General features: G+C 45.4%; 10 protein-coding genes. 5 read left to right on the top strand and 5 right to left on the bottom strand.

Going from position 1 to position 16,812, the window contains the following annotated elements:
* Positions 1 to 138 precede the first annotated feature (138 nt).
* Complete coding sequence (locus AC0VYA_RS03710) at positions 139 to 1,725, top strand: YHYH protein (RefSeq protein WP_475490086.1); 1,587 nt, start codon at positions 139 to 141, stop codon at positions 1,723 to 1,725.
* Between the two features lies 1 nt (position 1,726).
* The gene (locus AC0VYA_RS03705; protein WP_475490085.1) at positions 1,727 to 2,338 is read left to right on the top strand and encodes a hypothetical protein; all 612 of its coding nucleotides are present in this window, start codon (positions 1,727 to 1,729) and stop codon (positions 2,336 to 2,338) included.
* Positions 2,339 to 2,363: 25 nt separating this feature from the next.
* Here the strand turns inward: AC0VYA_RS03705 and AC0VYA_RS03700 are convergent, their stop codons facing one another.
* A complete protein-coding gene (locus tag AC0VYA_RS03700; protein WP_475490084.1) occupies positions 2,364 to 3,257 on the bottom strand; it encodes a hypothetical protein in 894 nt (297 codons plus the stop codon).
* A 211-nt stretch (positions 3,258 to 3,468) separates the two neighbouring features.
* Between AC0VYA_RS03700 and yegD the strand changes: the two genes are divergently transcribed.
* Positions 3,469 to 4,896 (top strand): molecular chaperone, encoded by a 1,428-nt coding sequence (gene yegD / locus AC0VYA_RS03695; RefSeq protein WP_475490083.1) that lies wholly within the window; start codon positions 3,469 to 3,471, stop codon positions 4,894 to 4,896.
* Between the two features lie 141 nt (positions 4,897 to 5,037).
* On the opposite strand, the gene AC0VYA_RS03690 is transcribed toward yegD, so the two are convergent.
* From AC0VYA_RS03690 to AC0VYA_RS03680, 3 genes are all read right to left on the bottom strand, one after another.
* The gene (locus AC0VYA_RS03690; protein WP_475490082.1) at positions 5,038 to 6,540 is read right to left on the bottom strand and encodes a mannitol dehydrogenase family protein; all 1,503 of its coding nucleotides are present in this window, start codon (positions 6,538 to 6,540) and stop codon (positions 5,038 to 5,040) included.
* Positions 6,541 to 6,549: 9 nt separating this feature from the next.
* Positions 6,550 to 8,274 (bottom strand): purine-cytosine permease family protein, encoded by a 1,725-nt coding sequence (locus AC0VYA_RS03685; RefSeq protein WP_011573667.1) that lies wholly within the window; start codon positions 8,272 to 8,274, stop codon positions 6,550 to 6,552.
* Positions 8,275 to 8,783: 509 nt separating this feature from the next.
* Positions 8,784 to 11,216, bottom strand: coding sequence for an alkaline phosphatase D family protein (locus tag AC0VYA_RS03680; protein ID WP_475490081.1), 2,433 nt, complete (start codon positions 11,214 to 11,216; stop codon positions 8,784 to 8,786).
* 247 nt (positions 11,217 to 11,463) lie between these two features.
* Here AC0VYA_RS03680 and AC0VYA_RS03675 point away from each other — a divergent pair, with 247 nt between their 5' ends.
* The gene (locus AC0VYA_RS03675; protein ID WP_475490080.1) at positions 11,464 to 13,401 is read left to right on the top strand and encodes a DNA topoisomerase III; all 1,938 of its coding nucleotides are present in this window, start codon (positions 11,464 to 11,466) and stop codon (positions 13,399 to 13,401) included.
* Between the two features lie 127 nt (positions 13,402 to 13,528).
* Here AC0VYA_RS03675 and AC0VYA_RS03670 read toward each other — a convergent pair whose 3' ends face one another.
* Entirely contained in the window at positions 13,529 to 14,347 is an 819-nt protein-coding gene (locus AC0VYA_RS03670) for a PEP-CTERM sorting domain-containing protein (protein ID WP_475490079.1), read from the bottom strand.
* 415 nt (positions 14,348 to 14,762) lie between these two features.
* On the opposite strand from AC0VYA_RS03670, the gene AC0VYA_RS03665 reads away from it, so the two are divergent.
* Positions 14,763 to 16,742, top strand: coding sequence for an alpha/beta hydrolase family protein (locus tag AC0VYA_RS03665; RefSeq protein ID WP_475490078.1), 1,980 nt, complete (start codon positions 14,763 to 14,765; stop codon positions 16,740 to 16,742).
* Positions 16,743 to 16,812: the final 70 nt, after the last annotated feature.

Below are 16,812 nucleotides of genomic sequence, written 5' to 3'. Positions count from 1 at the left end.
GGAGTCAACGTTACTTCCTGCATTGTCTTAACACTTGCCCCTCCAATAAATCCCCGCGAACTGCACAGTTTCTGCACGCTAACTCCACACTATGTCGATATATTAATCGCCTGAATTTCTGCCCTCAAAGGTCTAGCAATGGCTAAAAAACGATTCACCTCAATCAACACATGGTCTAGCGCATTGTTTCTATGCGCGTTACTCAACGGCTGTGGCGCTGAGTCATCAAATAGCGAAGATAGCGCAACGGATGAAACAGTGAATACGTCGCCTGTAGTAGAGGCGGGAGAGGCTCAAACTGTGGTAGCGGGCGACTCAGTTACCCTGAATGCCAACATTTCAGACGATGACACAAATTATGACATTAATTGGGCTCAACTATCTGGAACCGACGTCACCCTTAGCGATGCTAACTCGCCTAGCACCCGTTTTTCCGCACCAGCTGTAGCCAATGAAGAAACACTGCAATTTCAAGTATCTGTAGATGATGGTGTCAATGATGCGGTCACCGATACAGTGTCTGTTACTGTCAGTGCTGTTAATGATGATAGTGAAGACGACTCTGGCGATGAAAATGACAATGTGTGGATCATCAATACCACTAACGAGGTTTCCAGCCGAATTTTGGACTCAGTCACAGGTATTGGCGTGCTCGTAAATGTGCAATCGGTAAGTGATGAAACCATTGATGACACGGATTATACCCTTGTTACAAGCCAAGGGATCCCAAAATACGATGTCACCATGACCCAAGAGATTATAGACAGCATCAATAACCGCCCAAAAGCCAGTTCAGATTTAGTCACTGGGCAAACGACCGCATCTGTGGGTGATGTGGTTGAGTTCGGTGAAGACGTAGGTTACGTCAGCACAGGACAAAATTGCGATAGCAATGCCGGTTACGGTTATTGGCCCCCAGGCCCTGCTTGCCCTATTGAAGATGAGCGAGAAGTGTATTTTCCAAAAAATCCCCAAGCCACGACACAAGAATGTGAAAACGGTTTAGGCAAAGTCGGCTTATTCGTTAATGGCTCATCTGTGTATAACTGGGGAGATGGAATGAGTTACAACAGCGATGGCTCATGGCTAAACCTTGCCCCTGTTGCTGAACAATATGACGTGGATATTTGTGGTGGGCACTCGGCAAATGGCGACTATCATCACCACTTTTATACCCGCTGTTTAGCCGACTTGGTCGGTGATACCGGCGACCAACATTCACCTATTTATGGTTACGCAGCCGACGGTTATCCCATATATGGCCCTTGGCAAGAAGATGGTCAGTTAGCCGTGAGCGCATGGGAAGTACGGGATTATACGTCAAGCTCAGCAACGGGTTGCTCTGACAACGCTCGTAGCTGTACTTTGATCGATCAGTACGATGCCTCCTTAGGTACCGAAGTCGCGACTCAAGGCCCAGAATTTGACGATGTGGTAACGACATTATCGGGTAACGAATTGGTCGCAGATAACGGCTACTATTACGAAGATTACTATTGGAACAGCGCGTTAACCGAGCAAGGTGGCGTCTACTTGGATCAATACAACGGTCATACCGATAGCGTTCGCGGTTACCATTATCACATCACCATTATTCAGGAAAACGGCTCCTACGTACCGGCGTTCCCGTACATTATTGGCACCCGCTTTGCTGGCCAATTACAAGACAACGCAGTTGCATCATGCAGCACAGGGGCGACGATGGGCCCGCCCCCAGGAGCTTAATATGCCAATACGTCAGCATCTTTTACCTCGCAAGCTTCTTGATATTGTTCGTCACAAAGATTTTGTGATAATCACGCTCTTCATTGTGGCCGTGACGCTTTTTAACGTGACTGGCAATATGGCCTTAGCATCAACCGAAATACATGAGCATAAAGCGCGGGATATTGGCAGAACCACGCCCGTTCCGAAAATCCAGCTGAGCGCATTTCGCGATCCCATTGACGGGGTGAATATTCATCTGGAAGTGGACAATTACCTACTGAACGCCCCTGATTTAGCAACGATAACTGCTGAGGATAAAGTCGACGGCGTGCTACAAGGCCATGCCCATGTTTTCGTAAACGGGATTAAACGCCAAAGGCTGTACGGTAAAGATGTGCACATACCGCAATCTTGGCTAAAAGAGGGCGTTAACCAAGTTGCGGTATCTTTGAATAGTCATAAGCATGAGAACTGGATGTCTGGGGATCACAATATCGTCAGTTCGGTTTTTCTCGATTTATCTAAGCAAAACATAGTCTTGCACTATTTTACCTCACAGCCCATAAAATCTACCTCACAGCCTGACGAATCGAACGCTGAGCAGATTAAAAGCCAACATGCCCACCATTAGGTGTGCTTGTTGGCTAAACTGGGCGTTAATCGATATCTAAATCAAACTTCGCCTTGTGCAACTCTCGCTGCATGCCCTGCTTGCCCGTTAGAAACAATTGCTCCAGCTTAACAGGGGTATCCTCATTCAGCGTGAGGGTAATGCCATCCCCCTTTAATAACGCAATACCGGCTTCGGCTAGTTGCTTCTCAGTTTTATCCGTTGCTCTGTCTTTGGCTTTTTTGCCGCGCTCGATAGCAGACTCGCGCAAAGACTCAGCACTGACGCCTTTTTGCTTAGCTTCGCTATTGAGTAACGCGTCTAAAATACCATCATCTTCTAAAGACAAAGACGCTTCATGCACCACCAATTCCTGTAACAGTACCGTGCCCATCAACAACGGGCTTTGGTTTTGTAGATCTTGCAGCTTTTTAAGGCCACGCAGCTTCATAGAGGCATACAACTCCCCAATATTGTCGCCATCAATACTGAGTGCCTCGAGCTCAGCTTCATCATCATCAATATCAATTTCTAGCGCCAGCGCGAGATCCATTTCATTGCCCTCTTGCTGGAGCAAATAGATGAATGCTTCAAATAAATCCCTAGGGGAGTTGTTAATGGGAAACCCAGTCACTCGAATATCGTCTGCCTCCATTGCTATTTCAGACAGCATATTCTGTTCTTGCTCAAACTCTTCAATATACAATTCATCGATAAACACCTTACCGATACGCGTATCAATCACCAGGTCGTCGATTGTGACGCTGCCAAATACAGAGGCTGATAAGTCATCGTAACTCATCTGAGCCCCAAATCCGCGAGTTTCATTGACTACCGCTTGCATGGCCTCTTCCGCTTTTTGCGTCGCCAACATTGAGCCACCAAAATAAACAACCGCTAAAAAAACGGCCCCGACTAACACTATTTTTTTCATATCCATATTTACACTCTACTGTTCATTTTGGGTTTATTAATTGGGCTATTGATAACAATCCGATACACTTATTGCAATGAAATTTACCGAGACTTTATATCGCTTCACTGTTCATTCGTTGCTCACTCACGTTACTAACAACATTTAAATAACAATTTATGGCGACGCTTTATATTAAAATGTCGGACATTATCTCAGTTCCTAAAGGATCTCCTGAATGTCCGCAGGCCTCGACTTTGGCACGTCAAACTGTTCTATCGCCGTTATCGAAAACAATACTCCAGTACTTATTCCCCTTGAAGATGGAAAATCTCGTTTACCTTCATCGCTGTTTATTGAACACAGCAATAGCACACCTGCCGATTTGACTACGGATATGATTGCTAAGCAGATCTCTGCTTTGAAAGAAGATCCACAAATATCTACTTCACTCAATCATGAGCAAATGGTGAATATTGCACGCAAACAGCTGCGTAAAGCACATCGCTTAAACACAGCTAACGATCAGCGAGCACAAAGCATAGTGCAAGCACTTGCAGCCAATGGTGACGTTATTTTCGGGGAGGAGGCTGAGCTAACCCATGTCTCTCATCCTGAAAGTGGCTTTTATATTAAATCCCCCAAGTCATTTTTAGGGGCAGACATCAACGCTACGCAAAGAGCCGTGTTCACCACCATAGTCGAAAAAATGTTGGCCTTCATTAAGCAAGAAGCAGAATGCATTAAGCAGCAAGAGTTCAGCCAAATCATGATTGGTCGCCCGGTCAACTTTCACGGGCTACTCGGTAAGGACGGCAACAAACAAGCCCTGAGCATTATTGATAGCGCAGCGGCAAAAGTTGGCTTTAAAGACGTGCAATTTTTGATGGAGCCTGTGGCCGCCGCATATGATTATGAGCGCCAATTAAACGAAGACAAGCTGGTGCTGATCCTAGATTTAGGTGGGGGTACCACGGACTGCTCTATGATCAAGGTCGGCCCAAGTTACGTGCACTTAATCGACAGACAAGATTGTATTTTGAGTCACACAGGTAAACGCATCGGGGGTATCGATTTAGACAATAAACTGGCGCTGATGGCCCTGATGCCGGAATTTGGTAAAAATACGGTACTGAATAATGGCTTACCCGTGCCCAACCATTTGTTTAAACAGGCGGTGAGCGTTAACGATGTAGCGGCTCAGCAAGAGTTTAACGGGCGCCTAACAGGCAAAGACATTGAAGAGTATTGCCGCATCAGCCCCAACCCAAAATTGAATCGTTTGAAAGCCCTGCGTGATGGTAAATATGGTTTACGTGTTAGTCGCAGTGCAGAAAAAGCAAAAATCCTGCTATCTGATCAGCAAGAGATTCAGTTGCCCCTGCATTATATTGAAGCTGGCTTGGACATACCTGTTAGCCGCGCACAGCTAAGTGATGCTATTTCCGATGAGCTAAGTAAGTTTGAGCGCTTAATGAAAGAGGCCATTACCCAAGCGGGGGCTACGCCAGACGTGCTTTACGTCACCGGTGGTACGGCGATGTCTCCTGTGGTGCAGCAATGGATAAACTCGGTCTTTCCTGAGTTAGACATTGTGATTGGTGATCATTTTGGCAGTGTTACCTCAGGGCTGACAACCCATGCACAGCGCATCTTCACCGGGTAATATATAGTAGGCCCATAAAAAATACGGATGAGAGCTCAGTGGTTCACTGTGCTCTCATCCGCGCGTCAATGCTGATTTGCGCTTTTAAAGCCTTACGGGCTTCTTCGTGAAGCAACGAAAATCGAGAGATATACTTACGCTTTACTGGGCTTGGGCCACAACGTCTTGCATCTGGCTCTTTATGTCGCCATGTGCGTAAAGTGCTTCAATTTGCTTCTGGTATTCAGTTACAAATCTAGGCTGTTGTTTCACTTCAGCGAAAATACTATCAAGCTGCAAAAACGCTAAGGGATCATTGGCGGTTTGCTGTGCTGCTTTATGCAAATCAGCTGACATTACGTCGTTAATATCCAGCGCTTTACCGTTTTTGTTCACCTGTTTATCGCTGTAGTAACACCAAGCGGCAATCACCAGTGTTGCGCACTTAATTTCGCCGCCGCTCGCAAGATTTTGCAGTAATGTCGGTAACAAAAAGGTAGACACTTTTGACGAGCTTTCTAAGCAAATACGCGACAAGTTATCCTTGATGTTCGGGTTAGCAAAACGTTCAAACAACACATCCTTGTATTCGGTTAAATCAATGCCATCCACTGGGTCAAGAATAGGCGTGACTTCAGAGTCCATAAATAACCGTAAATAGCGCGCAAAAAGAGGCTCTTGCACTGCACCATCAATCGTTTCCTGCTCTTCAATCGAGCCAAGAATACCTAGCACTGAATGGCCCGCATTTAAAAGACGTATCTTCATTTTCTCATATGGGGTTACATCCGTTACAAACTGCGCACCGACTTGTTCCCACAATGGGCGGGCATCGCTGAATTTATCTTCAATAATCCACTGAATAAAAGGTTCACACACTACAGGCCAGTTGTCTTTCACGCCAACTTCGTCGGCCAAGTAAGCCATATCAGCAGGGGTGGTAGCCGGTGTAATGCGGTCAACCATTGCATTTGGAAAATGCACATTTTGTGAAATCCATTCAGCCAAGTCTTGGTCAAACTGCCCTACGTAAGCCAAAAGCATCTTGCGAGTCATATTACCGTTGTGCTGAATGTTGTCACAAGATTGCACTGTAAATGGTTTTTTACCTGCGTCTTTGCGTGCTTTTAGCGCCGCCGCTAGATAACCAAAGACTAATCGAGGCGAGCCAGGATTCGCTAAGTCATGCACCACATCAGGGTGGGTGAAATCAAACTCGTCTGTCACGGGATTGAAGTTGTATCCCCCTTCGGTGATGGTCAAAGACACGATTTTGGTTTCGTCGCTGGCCATCTTATCCACCACTTTTTGCGGTGCATCGCAGCTAAGTAAAAAGTCCGTCAAACAACCAATCACACGATTTTCAACTTGGCCATTTGGGTGCCTTACTATCAAGGTGTATAGATAATCTTGATCTTTAAGAATTGCCTGCATTTTACGGTCGCCTTCGCGCAACCCAACGCCGCAAATTCCCCAAGATAAATCACCGCTTTGCTGCATATATTCATCTGTATAGAACGCTTCATGGGAACGATGAAAGCCCCCAACACCAATATGCACGATGCCTGATGTCACTTTGCTACGGTCGTAATTTGGAACGGTAACACTCTTAGGCAATGACGGTAAATTTGCTTGATTTAATACAATACTGTTTTCGATAGTCATAATGATGTCCTAAACGTTGGCGCCGACAGCTATTTTTTTACGCTGCATGGCCCAATAAGCGGTGAAAAAGTAAATAAGTGTGCAAGCAAAACCGACATTGAAAAACATGTCTCTGTTCACTTCGTAGCCAGAAATGTCGGCACTGAAAAACATGGTGTTACACGCCAACGCAAACGTAACAATTAAGCTGGCAATCGATATCACACGTAGCGACTGGGTTAATTTTGATATATGTATTACAGGGTCAGGTTCGTTTCGAGCCTGCTCTTCTTGATGAAGCTCAACACGTTGGTTAAATGCTTCCATTTGTGCTTGCTCTTCTGGGTACGCTTCAGCCGCACCATGACGTTTTGCCATCACGGTATATACAAAGATGGTGAAGAACCACGTTGGTATAAACAGGTAGTAAAAAGACAAAACATCCAACGCATTTAAGCCAAAACCAAACGCTAAACCTAAGCCCCAAGCCACAACAGCTGGTCTGCTATGGGTAAGCTGACGATATGCCACCCAGTAACGCGTATAACCGATACGCGGGAAGATAAAGTGCTCAGCAAATACGATGGCACCTACTGGCACCACCAATAAACCGGCATAGGTTAATAAAGGCAAGAGCTTGGTAAACACGAAAGGGAAACATGCCACACATACAGTGACCAGACCTACGGTTAAGGTCGTTTTAGTACGTGAATGGTTTTTGAAAATGGCTTGAGCAGCTAAGCCAGCACGATACAGGTTCGCGTTCGCTGTGGTCCACCCCGCAACAATAACAATCACCAAACCGGATAAACCTAGTGCTTGGTATGCCACGTCACCTGGGTCTAATTCCACAATCGATTTTTGCACGATAACCGCTGTGCCTGCACCCATGATACCGGCAGAAATCCACGCGATATAGTGACCAAATAACATGCCGGCCGAGGTGCACACACCGTACGAGCGCTTACGGGCGTAGCGTAAAATAGCCATATCAATCAAGCCGAAGTGGGTGATTGTGTTGGCGGCCCAAGAAAAGCCAATGACTTCTAACAAACCAATACCAGGCTCACCGTTGGCGTCTAGGCCCGTCCAAACGGAGATACTGCCTATGTGCATGAAATCAGACCAACTACTGAGTCCGGTTTGGCCAATAACAGAGTCTGCCAAAGCGGGCATCAAAATCAATGGGCCACTCACAAACATGACAAGCAACCATGGCGCACAAATGCCAGAGAAATTGGATACTGCGGTAAAGCCATACATAGCCACCAGCACCACGATAATCCCCACCGCTAAGACGATAGCCACAAACCAAGCATTGGTGGGATACCAATTGAGCTGAGCTGGAATATCAAAGGCGAAGCGCACTGCCGTCGCCGAGACCGTAATCATGGCAGCGGATATAACAGTAAAAATAATAACATTCGCCCAATTGTAGAGCTTAGTCATTGAGTCACCGGCAATTTTTTGCAGGTAAGTGTATAGGCTTAATCGAGTTTCAACCGCGATGGGCGTAGTAATGAAGGTCCAGCTTAGTACCGCTAGAATATTACCAATTAACAAGCCTAGTAAGATGTCGGTCATGGTGGCGCCAAGTGCCACAAACGTTGCGCCGAAGACGAATTCCGTCGCGGCAACATGCTCACCAGCGTACAGACCTAAAAAATGGGTCCAACCCTTTAATTTATGCTTGGGAATAGGTAGCTGTTCTTCGCTAATATTCCCGATACTGCTGTTATGCGTTTGAGACGTCATATTGTTTATCCAACCTGCTGTCAATTTATGCCACGCGAAACTCAAATAGCGAGTAGAGCGTTAATAAGTACTCAGGCCTAGGCGTCATAAAATTCGAATAAAAGCCTCGAACGCACTCAGGCAATAACAAGTACAAGATATCTTATTTGGGCATATGCCCCAATGGAGGGCATATTCCCAAAAACGAGTAACACTTGTCAACTCTTTGTTAATGACGTGAGTACAGTTAAATATCGGATAATTATTAAACGACGCACATCCCAATGCCACGAAAGATCGATCGCAAGCAAAGAAAATAACTATATTTTTCATGAAGATGGCTGTGGTAATTCAGAGTTGAATAGCACCAGGATGAGCAATAAAGTAAACATTTTGTAAATAAATAAAGTTGGTAAATGATGTATTTATGTACAAAAAGTTCTAACAAAAAATAGCAAAGGTGAATAAAAGTTAACGATTGAAGACGCAAAAGAGTCGTGCCTTTTCAAAAGACACGACGACAATTTTGCTTAGCGCAGCTGATTCATTCCACGGTTTTCATCTTTGTGAATCGTTACCGGCCAACCGTCATATTGGTTTGACACTTTATTGTCAGCTACATCAATCAAGAATTTATAGGCTTCTAAGGTATATGTTTGTTTTTCGATATCAAACGTGATCATACCAAAGCCACTGCCTTTTTCGTGCGCTTGCACATACCGGTTAACCGATTTCCCCACTAACGGGTTCGCGACGGCGTAAACGTACATCTTATTGCCAAAGGCATCCAGATATTCGCCGGTATTAGCTAAACCATGCTCAGGGCGATTTATAACATCGAAACCTACCGCATCGGGCTTCCACCAGCGCGGCCAACCTGCAGCAATCGCTGGGCTACAAAATGCCCAATTACTGTCGCGCTGTTTATGCACACCATATTGCGACAGCGTACCTAAATGCGTATCGCCACATATATGCAGCGCTGCAGACTCGCGCATAATATCGATGGCATTGTTTCTTGCCGTTGCTGGCCAACCACTGCTATCAAAATCGTACTTCAAATATCGGTCAGGCCGTGGTTGATGGGTTGCAATGCCTGCAAATACCGTTTGGCTAAGCACCGCTTTAAGTTTATGACCGCGCCAATCTTGTCCCCATTGCTTTAAATATGCCTCTTGACGTTGACCTAACAAGGCTAAGTCCGGACCATCAAAATCGGGGTTTACATAACCTGGCGCCTCATCTTGACCCGTTGCCCCCACTACAACGCCAATTCCCTCAGGCGCACTCTTCCATTGGCGGTCAGCTAATATAGCAAATCCCACATCACCGTAGATCAAGCTGCCATAGTAGCTACTAATACCACTTGGATTGGGCGTTGTATCAAATCCTTGAGGATGGTGTGACGTATTGGTTTTGTGCACAACGTTAATCATAGAAATAGGTTGAATGTACCCCCCTAGAATGCTCGCAGACGGGTCACGTTCAATGTGTTGCATGGGTGCACCGCCCTCTCCCCATAAGTTACCTTGTAGTACATCGTGATCATCCGGTAAACATACCGTCGGACGGTCGCGCATCACCTCTTTAAATGACCAACCAAATTGATAGTACATGCGTAAATAATTCAGTGTTGCGCGCTGCGCTGGCGCCCTAACATAACCAAAACCACCGTGATGTTCGTATAGCTGATCACCGGAGAAAAACACTAAGTCTGGGTTAAGCTTTTGTAGGTTTTCAGCCACAGGAGCATACGGAAATGCGTAGTCGTTCTGGCAGGTCAAAGATGCCATACGCAAAGGCCTGTCTTTGGGATTTGCTTGAATGGTCCCTGAGTATATGTCTGGTGTGTGTGAGCCATCTTTGCGTAATTGATTGTATATCACCCGAAACTCTGTGCTTTGGCTCTCGTCCCAGTTTTCATGGGTGAAGGTCGCTAATGATGCAGCTGGATCAATCTGGCTATGCCCTAATGAATTCCACTGACCACGGCGCTTAACTTGAAGCTCTACGCTCTGATTGTCTTTTGCCCCTAGGGGCCCAAGTAATGCACTGAGTTTGAGCACAAATCCCTTTTCGCTTTGTGAATCGCTCAAGGTATACATAGTCCACAAAATGGGGCCGAAGCGCTGCTCTGGTAAGTATTCGAATGCGCTTCCCGCCATACGCCAGTCACTAAAACGGTAGCGGCTACCATTATGCTCTTTGGCATCAGTTTGAAAATCAGTTGCTGGCAACGCAAAATTACTCACAAGGGCTACGTTGCCGAGCACTTCATCTGCTGATGCCAGCAATGAATGCGCCACAAGCAAACGTTGATCTTCTGCTAGATGTACCTCCACATCGAGTAACATCGCGCCGACTTGCGGCTTACCCGAAATGATTAAATCCACTGGTTTATCAGCAATATCAATTTTCAGAGGTATTCGCTCGCTGCCAACAATTAAGGTGTTTTTAATCACCCCAACATCATATCCTTCGCGCACAAAACAATTACTGCGGTATTCATTCAGCTCACTGCGCGCGCCTAGACGCACACCGCCACCACCGTCGTTTTCATTTGGCGCTAGATTTTGTAACCGTACTCGTATTTCAAAGTCACCTTGTTGATTTTTTAACTGATGCGTTAGCGAATGAACACTGCGATTGCCACCAGGATTAATGCAATGAGCATGACCTTCTTTTACTTGCCAATCTTCCATCGGGTTAGCCCAAAACTCGCCCCCAAGCCAAACACGATCATGGGTTTGCTGCCAGTTATCCTGCATTTGAGTAACGCGCTCAGCGTCAGCATTTACCGCTGATTTTGCTAGTGTGGTATCCGCTTTTTGATTCTGCAACGAGCGAGCGCAGCCTGCACTTGCTGCAAGCACTCCGGCTCCCACCCCTGCTCCTACGAATTTAAGTGCCGCCCGGCGCGACATAATTTCTGGTTGCGTACAGTTATCATTGCTACTTTTCATCTGGGATCACTTTGAAAATTGTTTATTGTTAACATTAATTATACAAAGTAGAAAACAAAAAACCACTACTTTTTTGATATTTATGAATACGGTTTCCCTCTCTCGTACTCTGTCCCCAAAGGGGATATTCCAACATTGCAAAAGCAAGGTAACATTCAGAAACAAATCGCTCTGGCTACACCCAAGTAAAATTAATTGCTACACTACTGTCTTTACATACAGTCACATTACCTTAAGCGCCATCTCTATGATCCTATATATAGCGGAAAAGCCCAGTTTAGGCCGTGCAATTGCGCAAGGCTTCAGCGGTCAGCAACAAAAGCATGATGGCTATATCACGCTAGGAAATGGCGATTGCGTCACTTGGTGTATAGGTCATTTGCTGGAACAAGCTGAGCCTGATAAATACGACCCTGCTTATGCAAAATGGGCTTTGCAGCACCTGCCTATCGTGCCGCAAGATTGGATATTGGTACCCAAAAAAGGCACCAGCAAACAGTTATCGGTCATAAAACGTTTATTGAAAACAGCATCTCAGGTGGTCAACGCGGGGGATCCAGACCGTGAAGGTCAGCTTTTAGTGGACGAAGTCATCACCTACTGCAAAGTTAAGCGCGATATTATCGATAACGCTGGGCGTTTACTGATCAATGATTTAAACCTAAACGCAGTTAAAAAATCCTTAACTAATATTCGCCCCAATCGTGAATTTACTGGCTTGTCTATTTCTGCCCTTGCACGCTCAAGAGCGGATTGGTTATATGGGCTTAACTTAACCCGTGCTTACACTCTGCTCGGCCAGCGCGGCGGCTACTCAGGTGTGCTGTCGGTCGGCAGAGTACAAACCCCAGTACTGGGTTTAGTGGTCAGGCGGGATGCAGAAATAGCCCAGTTTGAGTCGAAACCCTTCTATGAAGTCATGGCGACACTCGCCACTCAAACCGAGCAACCATCCCAAACGTTCACCGCTAAATGGCAGCCAAGTGCAGCTTGCGAGCCTTATCAGGATCAAGAAGGCCGCGTGATTGTTAAGAAACTCGCAGAAACCGTGGTCAATAAAACGCGGGGCCAACCTGGCGTCGTTGAATCTTATACGGTGAAGGATAAACAAAGTCCGCCTCCCCTGCCCTACAACCTGTCAGCACTGCAAATTGATGCGTCGAAACGCTTTAACTTGTCACCTAAGGCAGTATTGAATGTGTGCCAGTCGTTGTACGAGCGTCACCAGTTAATTACCTACCCTCGCTCTGATTCGCGTTATTTACCCATGGAGCATTTCAGCGAAGCGCCAAAAGTATTAAGCGCCATTAAAGCCAATGTCCCAGAGCAGCAAAGTGCCGTGGATAATGCGAATAGTAAATTGAAATCAAAAGCATGGAACGATAGCAAAGTAGATGCTCACCATGCGATTATTCCCACCTCTCGCAACAAGGCCATATCAAACTTAAGTGGCGATGAGGCGAAAATTTATCAATTGATTGCTACCCAGTACATCATGCAGTTTTATGGCCCCCATAAGTATCAAGAACAAGTAGCCGTGGTGACGATCGCTGGGGGGACCTTTGTAGCCAAAGCAAAAGCCACCACAGATATGGGCTGGTTGGTATTAACCAAGCAAAACGGCGTAGCGACATCAGAGAACGGCCAAACAAAAAACGAACCTGCATTACCAACCTTGGTGAAAGGCCAAGCGCTCGATTGTGCTGACTCTCAGCTAGTGGAAAAGCAAACCTCGCCCCCTAAACACTTCACCGAAGCGACCTTACTTGCCGCCATGACAGGCATCGCCCGCTATGTGCAAGACGCTAGCATCAAGAAAATTCTTAAAGACACAGACGGTTTAGGCACAGAGGCAACCAGAGCCTCGATTATTGATTTATTGTTTAAACGACAGTTTATGCAAAAAAGTGGCAAGGAAATACACGCCACACCCACGGGCAAGGCGCTGATATATGCCCTGCCCAGCGAATCAACCCAACCCGATATGACCGCTATATGGGAGGCCAATTTGGATAAAATTTCCCAATGTAAAATGCGTTATCAAGATTTTATGCAACCTCTTACGCACACCATTGGTGAGTTAATTAACGCCAGTCAGCGCATCGATACCAGTCAGTTTGCAGGCCTTGCCTCAACCAAACCTGCGTACAAAAAGAAGTGGCGTAAGAAGAAAAAGGCCAGTTAGTATGCTTCTCTATAAAAGCCGCTAGCGCATATATAGAAACCGCTAGCGCATGGTGACGCTAGCGGTTTCTTATGTTTTGCAGATGCCGCAAAATAGCAATCCGCAAATGTTAATCACAGAATTATGACTATTTACGACGACGTAACGCGATGCCGAATAAACCTAGCGCTAGCAAAGCTAACGAGCCTGGAGCAGGTACGTTGGTTGCGTCAGGAGTTGTGGTTACGTTAGTTGGTGTAATGCCATTGGCAAAAACGGTAGCTGAGCCTTCAACGTCTAATATCCCATACAAAGATGAGCGAGGTCCATCGCCGTAGAATTTGAATCCTCCCCAGCTTTGACCATATTCTAATGCACCATCAAAGTAGCTATACCAATTCAACGTATTTTCTCCGTCCTCAAAGAAGTCATCAATATCACCGTACAAATCTTGAGCGGTATTCACTTCATCTTCATAACCGTATAATTTTTGTGTTTGCCAATTAGAGGCATCGATCGTCATCGCATTGTAGCTCACGTATTGATTTCCAACCCAAGCATCAAGTTCTTCATCAATCCATGCGACGGTGTCCACATTGGTTATACCAAAACCCACTAATGTACTGTTCTCTAGATTATTGGTCACTGTGTATGTTCCAACCCCTTTACCTGCATAATCAGGTTCGATGTCACCATCATCACCGCCACCGCAAGGTATTGGGGAAAGAATAGTATCATCACAAATTATCCCTAAAGTTGGCGAGTCAAGACGTTGCACAGTATTACTTCGCTCAGAGTTTAGCGCGGTGCTTGCCTCAGAATTTACCTCAGAACTCGGCTCAAACGTTTCGGTAAAATAAATACCGTTCAGGTTATCCACATCATCGATCAGTGAGGCATTAGCATGAACGCTAGATAAAGTGAGACCAAGAACTAGGAATATTTTATTTAAAGATATCAATTTCATTACTGCTTCCATATGAATTATAAGTACTTTTTAAGTGCATCGGGATAATTTGACGCGTCGGCCTTAAGCAATAAACCAGCCAATAAAATAAGTTATCACTAATCAACAACTTAAATGACATTCAATTTTGCAGTGTAAAGAAGTCCGACAAGTTAAATAAATGATTATTATAGGTATTTATCATATGAAGCTATTTACTATGACCAATCTAAAATTAGGAATATTAAATTCCAAACTATCGTTTCTTGGATGCCTCAAATAGAACACAAATATCAGGCTGACTCAGGCGCTGTAAGTACAGCCAAATTAAATACCCCATAGTCGCAGTATCCATTTGACTACAATATCTTAAAGACAGTGTTAGTATCGGCAATGGAGTACTTATTGAAGGAGCAGTAAAATGATAAGGAGTGTTATGTCTATTCAAATTGCCGTTTTGGCATTATTGAGCGTGTTGCTCATCTTACCGGCTCACGGTATTGAGTTACCCTCAACCCAGTACAGTCGGCTACCGTTAGTCGTAAAGCCCGATATATCCCCCAATGGCGAGCGTGTCGCTTTTATCAAAAATTATATCAACCCTGAATTATCGGTCCTGTCGGTTTTAGACTTGAAAACCAATAAAGTAAAAATGTTGGTCAAATCAGACAATGAAGACGTCAAAGTAAATTGGTTTACCTGGGCCAATGAAAAAACCTTAATAGTGAGCTTGCGTTTCGCCAGTAGAGAAAGATCGGTCAAATTTACCGAAACCCGTTTGCTCGCTATCGATGTGGACGGTGAAGAAGTAGTACAGCGTAACTTATTTAGACCGAAATCTGGCCGTTCAAGAGAGCGTAGATCGCAGTTTCAAGACACGGTAGTGTCCTTTTTACCAGATGACCCTGAGCATATATTGATCGCCCTTGATCTTGATGTGGCCAACGTGCCATCGGTCTACAAATTAAATATTAACACGCGCAAAAGGGTGCGGATTGAAAAGGGCAAAATGCAAGTGCGTAGCTGGATGGCAGACCGTCAAGGTAACGTGCGCTTAGGTGAATCGCTTAGCTATAAATCTGGTGATGCGTCAATTCGTTACCGCTTGCCTGGCGAGGATAACTGGGAAATGATGTTCGAACACAACGCCCTCGAAGAAGTGAGCATTAATCCGCTAGGCTTCGCTAATGATCCTAATATATTGTTCTATAGCGCTTATAAAGGTGACAAAAAGGCCTTGTATAAAATAAACCTTTTTACGCAAGTATCAACGTTGGTGTTCGAGGATCCTGACTATGATGTGGACGGCTCTCTTATCTACTCTACGAAGCTCAACGATGTCATTGGCATCCGCCATGCGAATAGCCCGACCGGCAGAATTTACTGGGATGAGAGCTATCAGCGCTTTCAATCGGCATTAGATTACGCCCTACCCGATACCAGTAATTATCTAATTGATTTTAGTGCCAACGAAGAAACTTACCTACTTTACACAGAAAGTGACTTCATTCCCGGTGCCTATTTTTTAGGAAATCGGCTTCAAAAGTCGCTAGTCATGCTCTTCGAACAATATCCCGGTTTACAAGATGTCACTCCGTCTAACCATAAGTTAGTCACTTATACCGCACGGGATAACACCGAAATTGAAGGCTATCTGACCTTGCCCAATGAAGCCAGCGGACCATTTGCAACAATACTTCACCCTCATGGTGGCCCTGGTGTCCGTCAGTATGACGGCTTTGATTATTGGACTTCTTTTTTCACCAATCGTGGTTACGCCGTATTTCGCCCGAACTTTCGCGGTTCTTCTGGCTATGGCAAACAATTTGCTGATAGCCAAATGCGAGGCTGGGGCCTGACGATGCAAGATGACATCACTGACGCCACGAAATGGCTGATAGAAGAAAAAATTGCTGATCCAGCCCGTATTTGTATCGTTGGTGCCAGTTATGGAGGCTACGCGGCTGCAATGGCTGCGGTAAAAAGCCCAGATCTATTTCAGTGTGCGATTAGCTTTGCTGGTGTGATGGACTTAGAACGCTTAGTCAGCAAGAGCCGTTATTTTTTGAACAAGAAGTTCGTGAAGAAACAAATCGGCGAAGATGAAGACGACCTAGAAGCTCGTTCGCCTTATCATAACGCCCAGCACATCAAAATTCCTATGCTATTACTACACGGTGAGGATGACCGAGTCGTTGATGTATACCAAAGCCGAGAGATGTTTGAAGAGCTCGAAGATTTGAACAAAGATGTTAACTACGTTGAGCTGAAAAATGGCGATCATTATCTATCTATCCAGCGCAATCGCCATCGGTTATTTGCCGAGATGGACACCTTCTTGAAGGCACATTTAGGTGTCGCGACAACCAGTGAAAAAACAGCGACAAACCGCACTGCTCAGACACCCAATGAATAAGTCTGTGCGTTAGCAGATAATAGGCAATAACGGTCGTACGAAGCACGCACTAGGCGTGCTTTATACTTTC

The organism is Paraglaciecola sp. QJM3NY_14 (assembly GCF_056173245.1).
The sequence above is the reverse complement of the archived record's forward strand: the minus strand, read 5'-3'. Positions and strand labels throughout refer to the sequence as shown.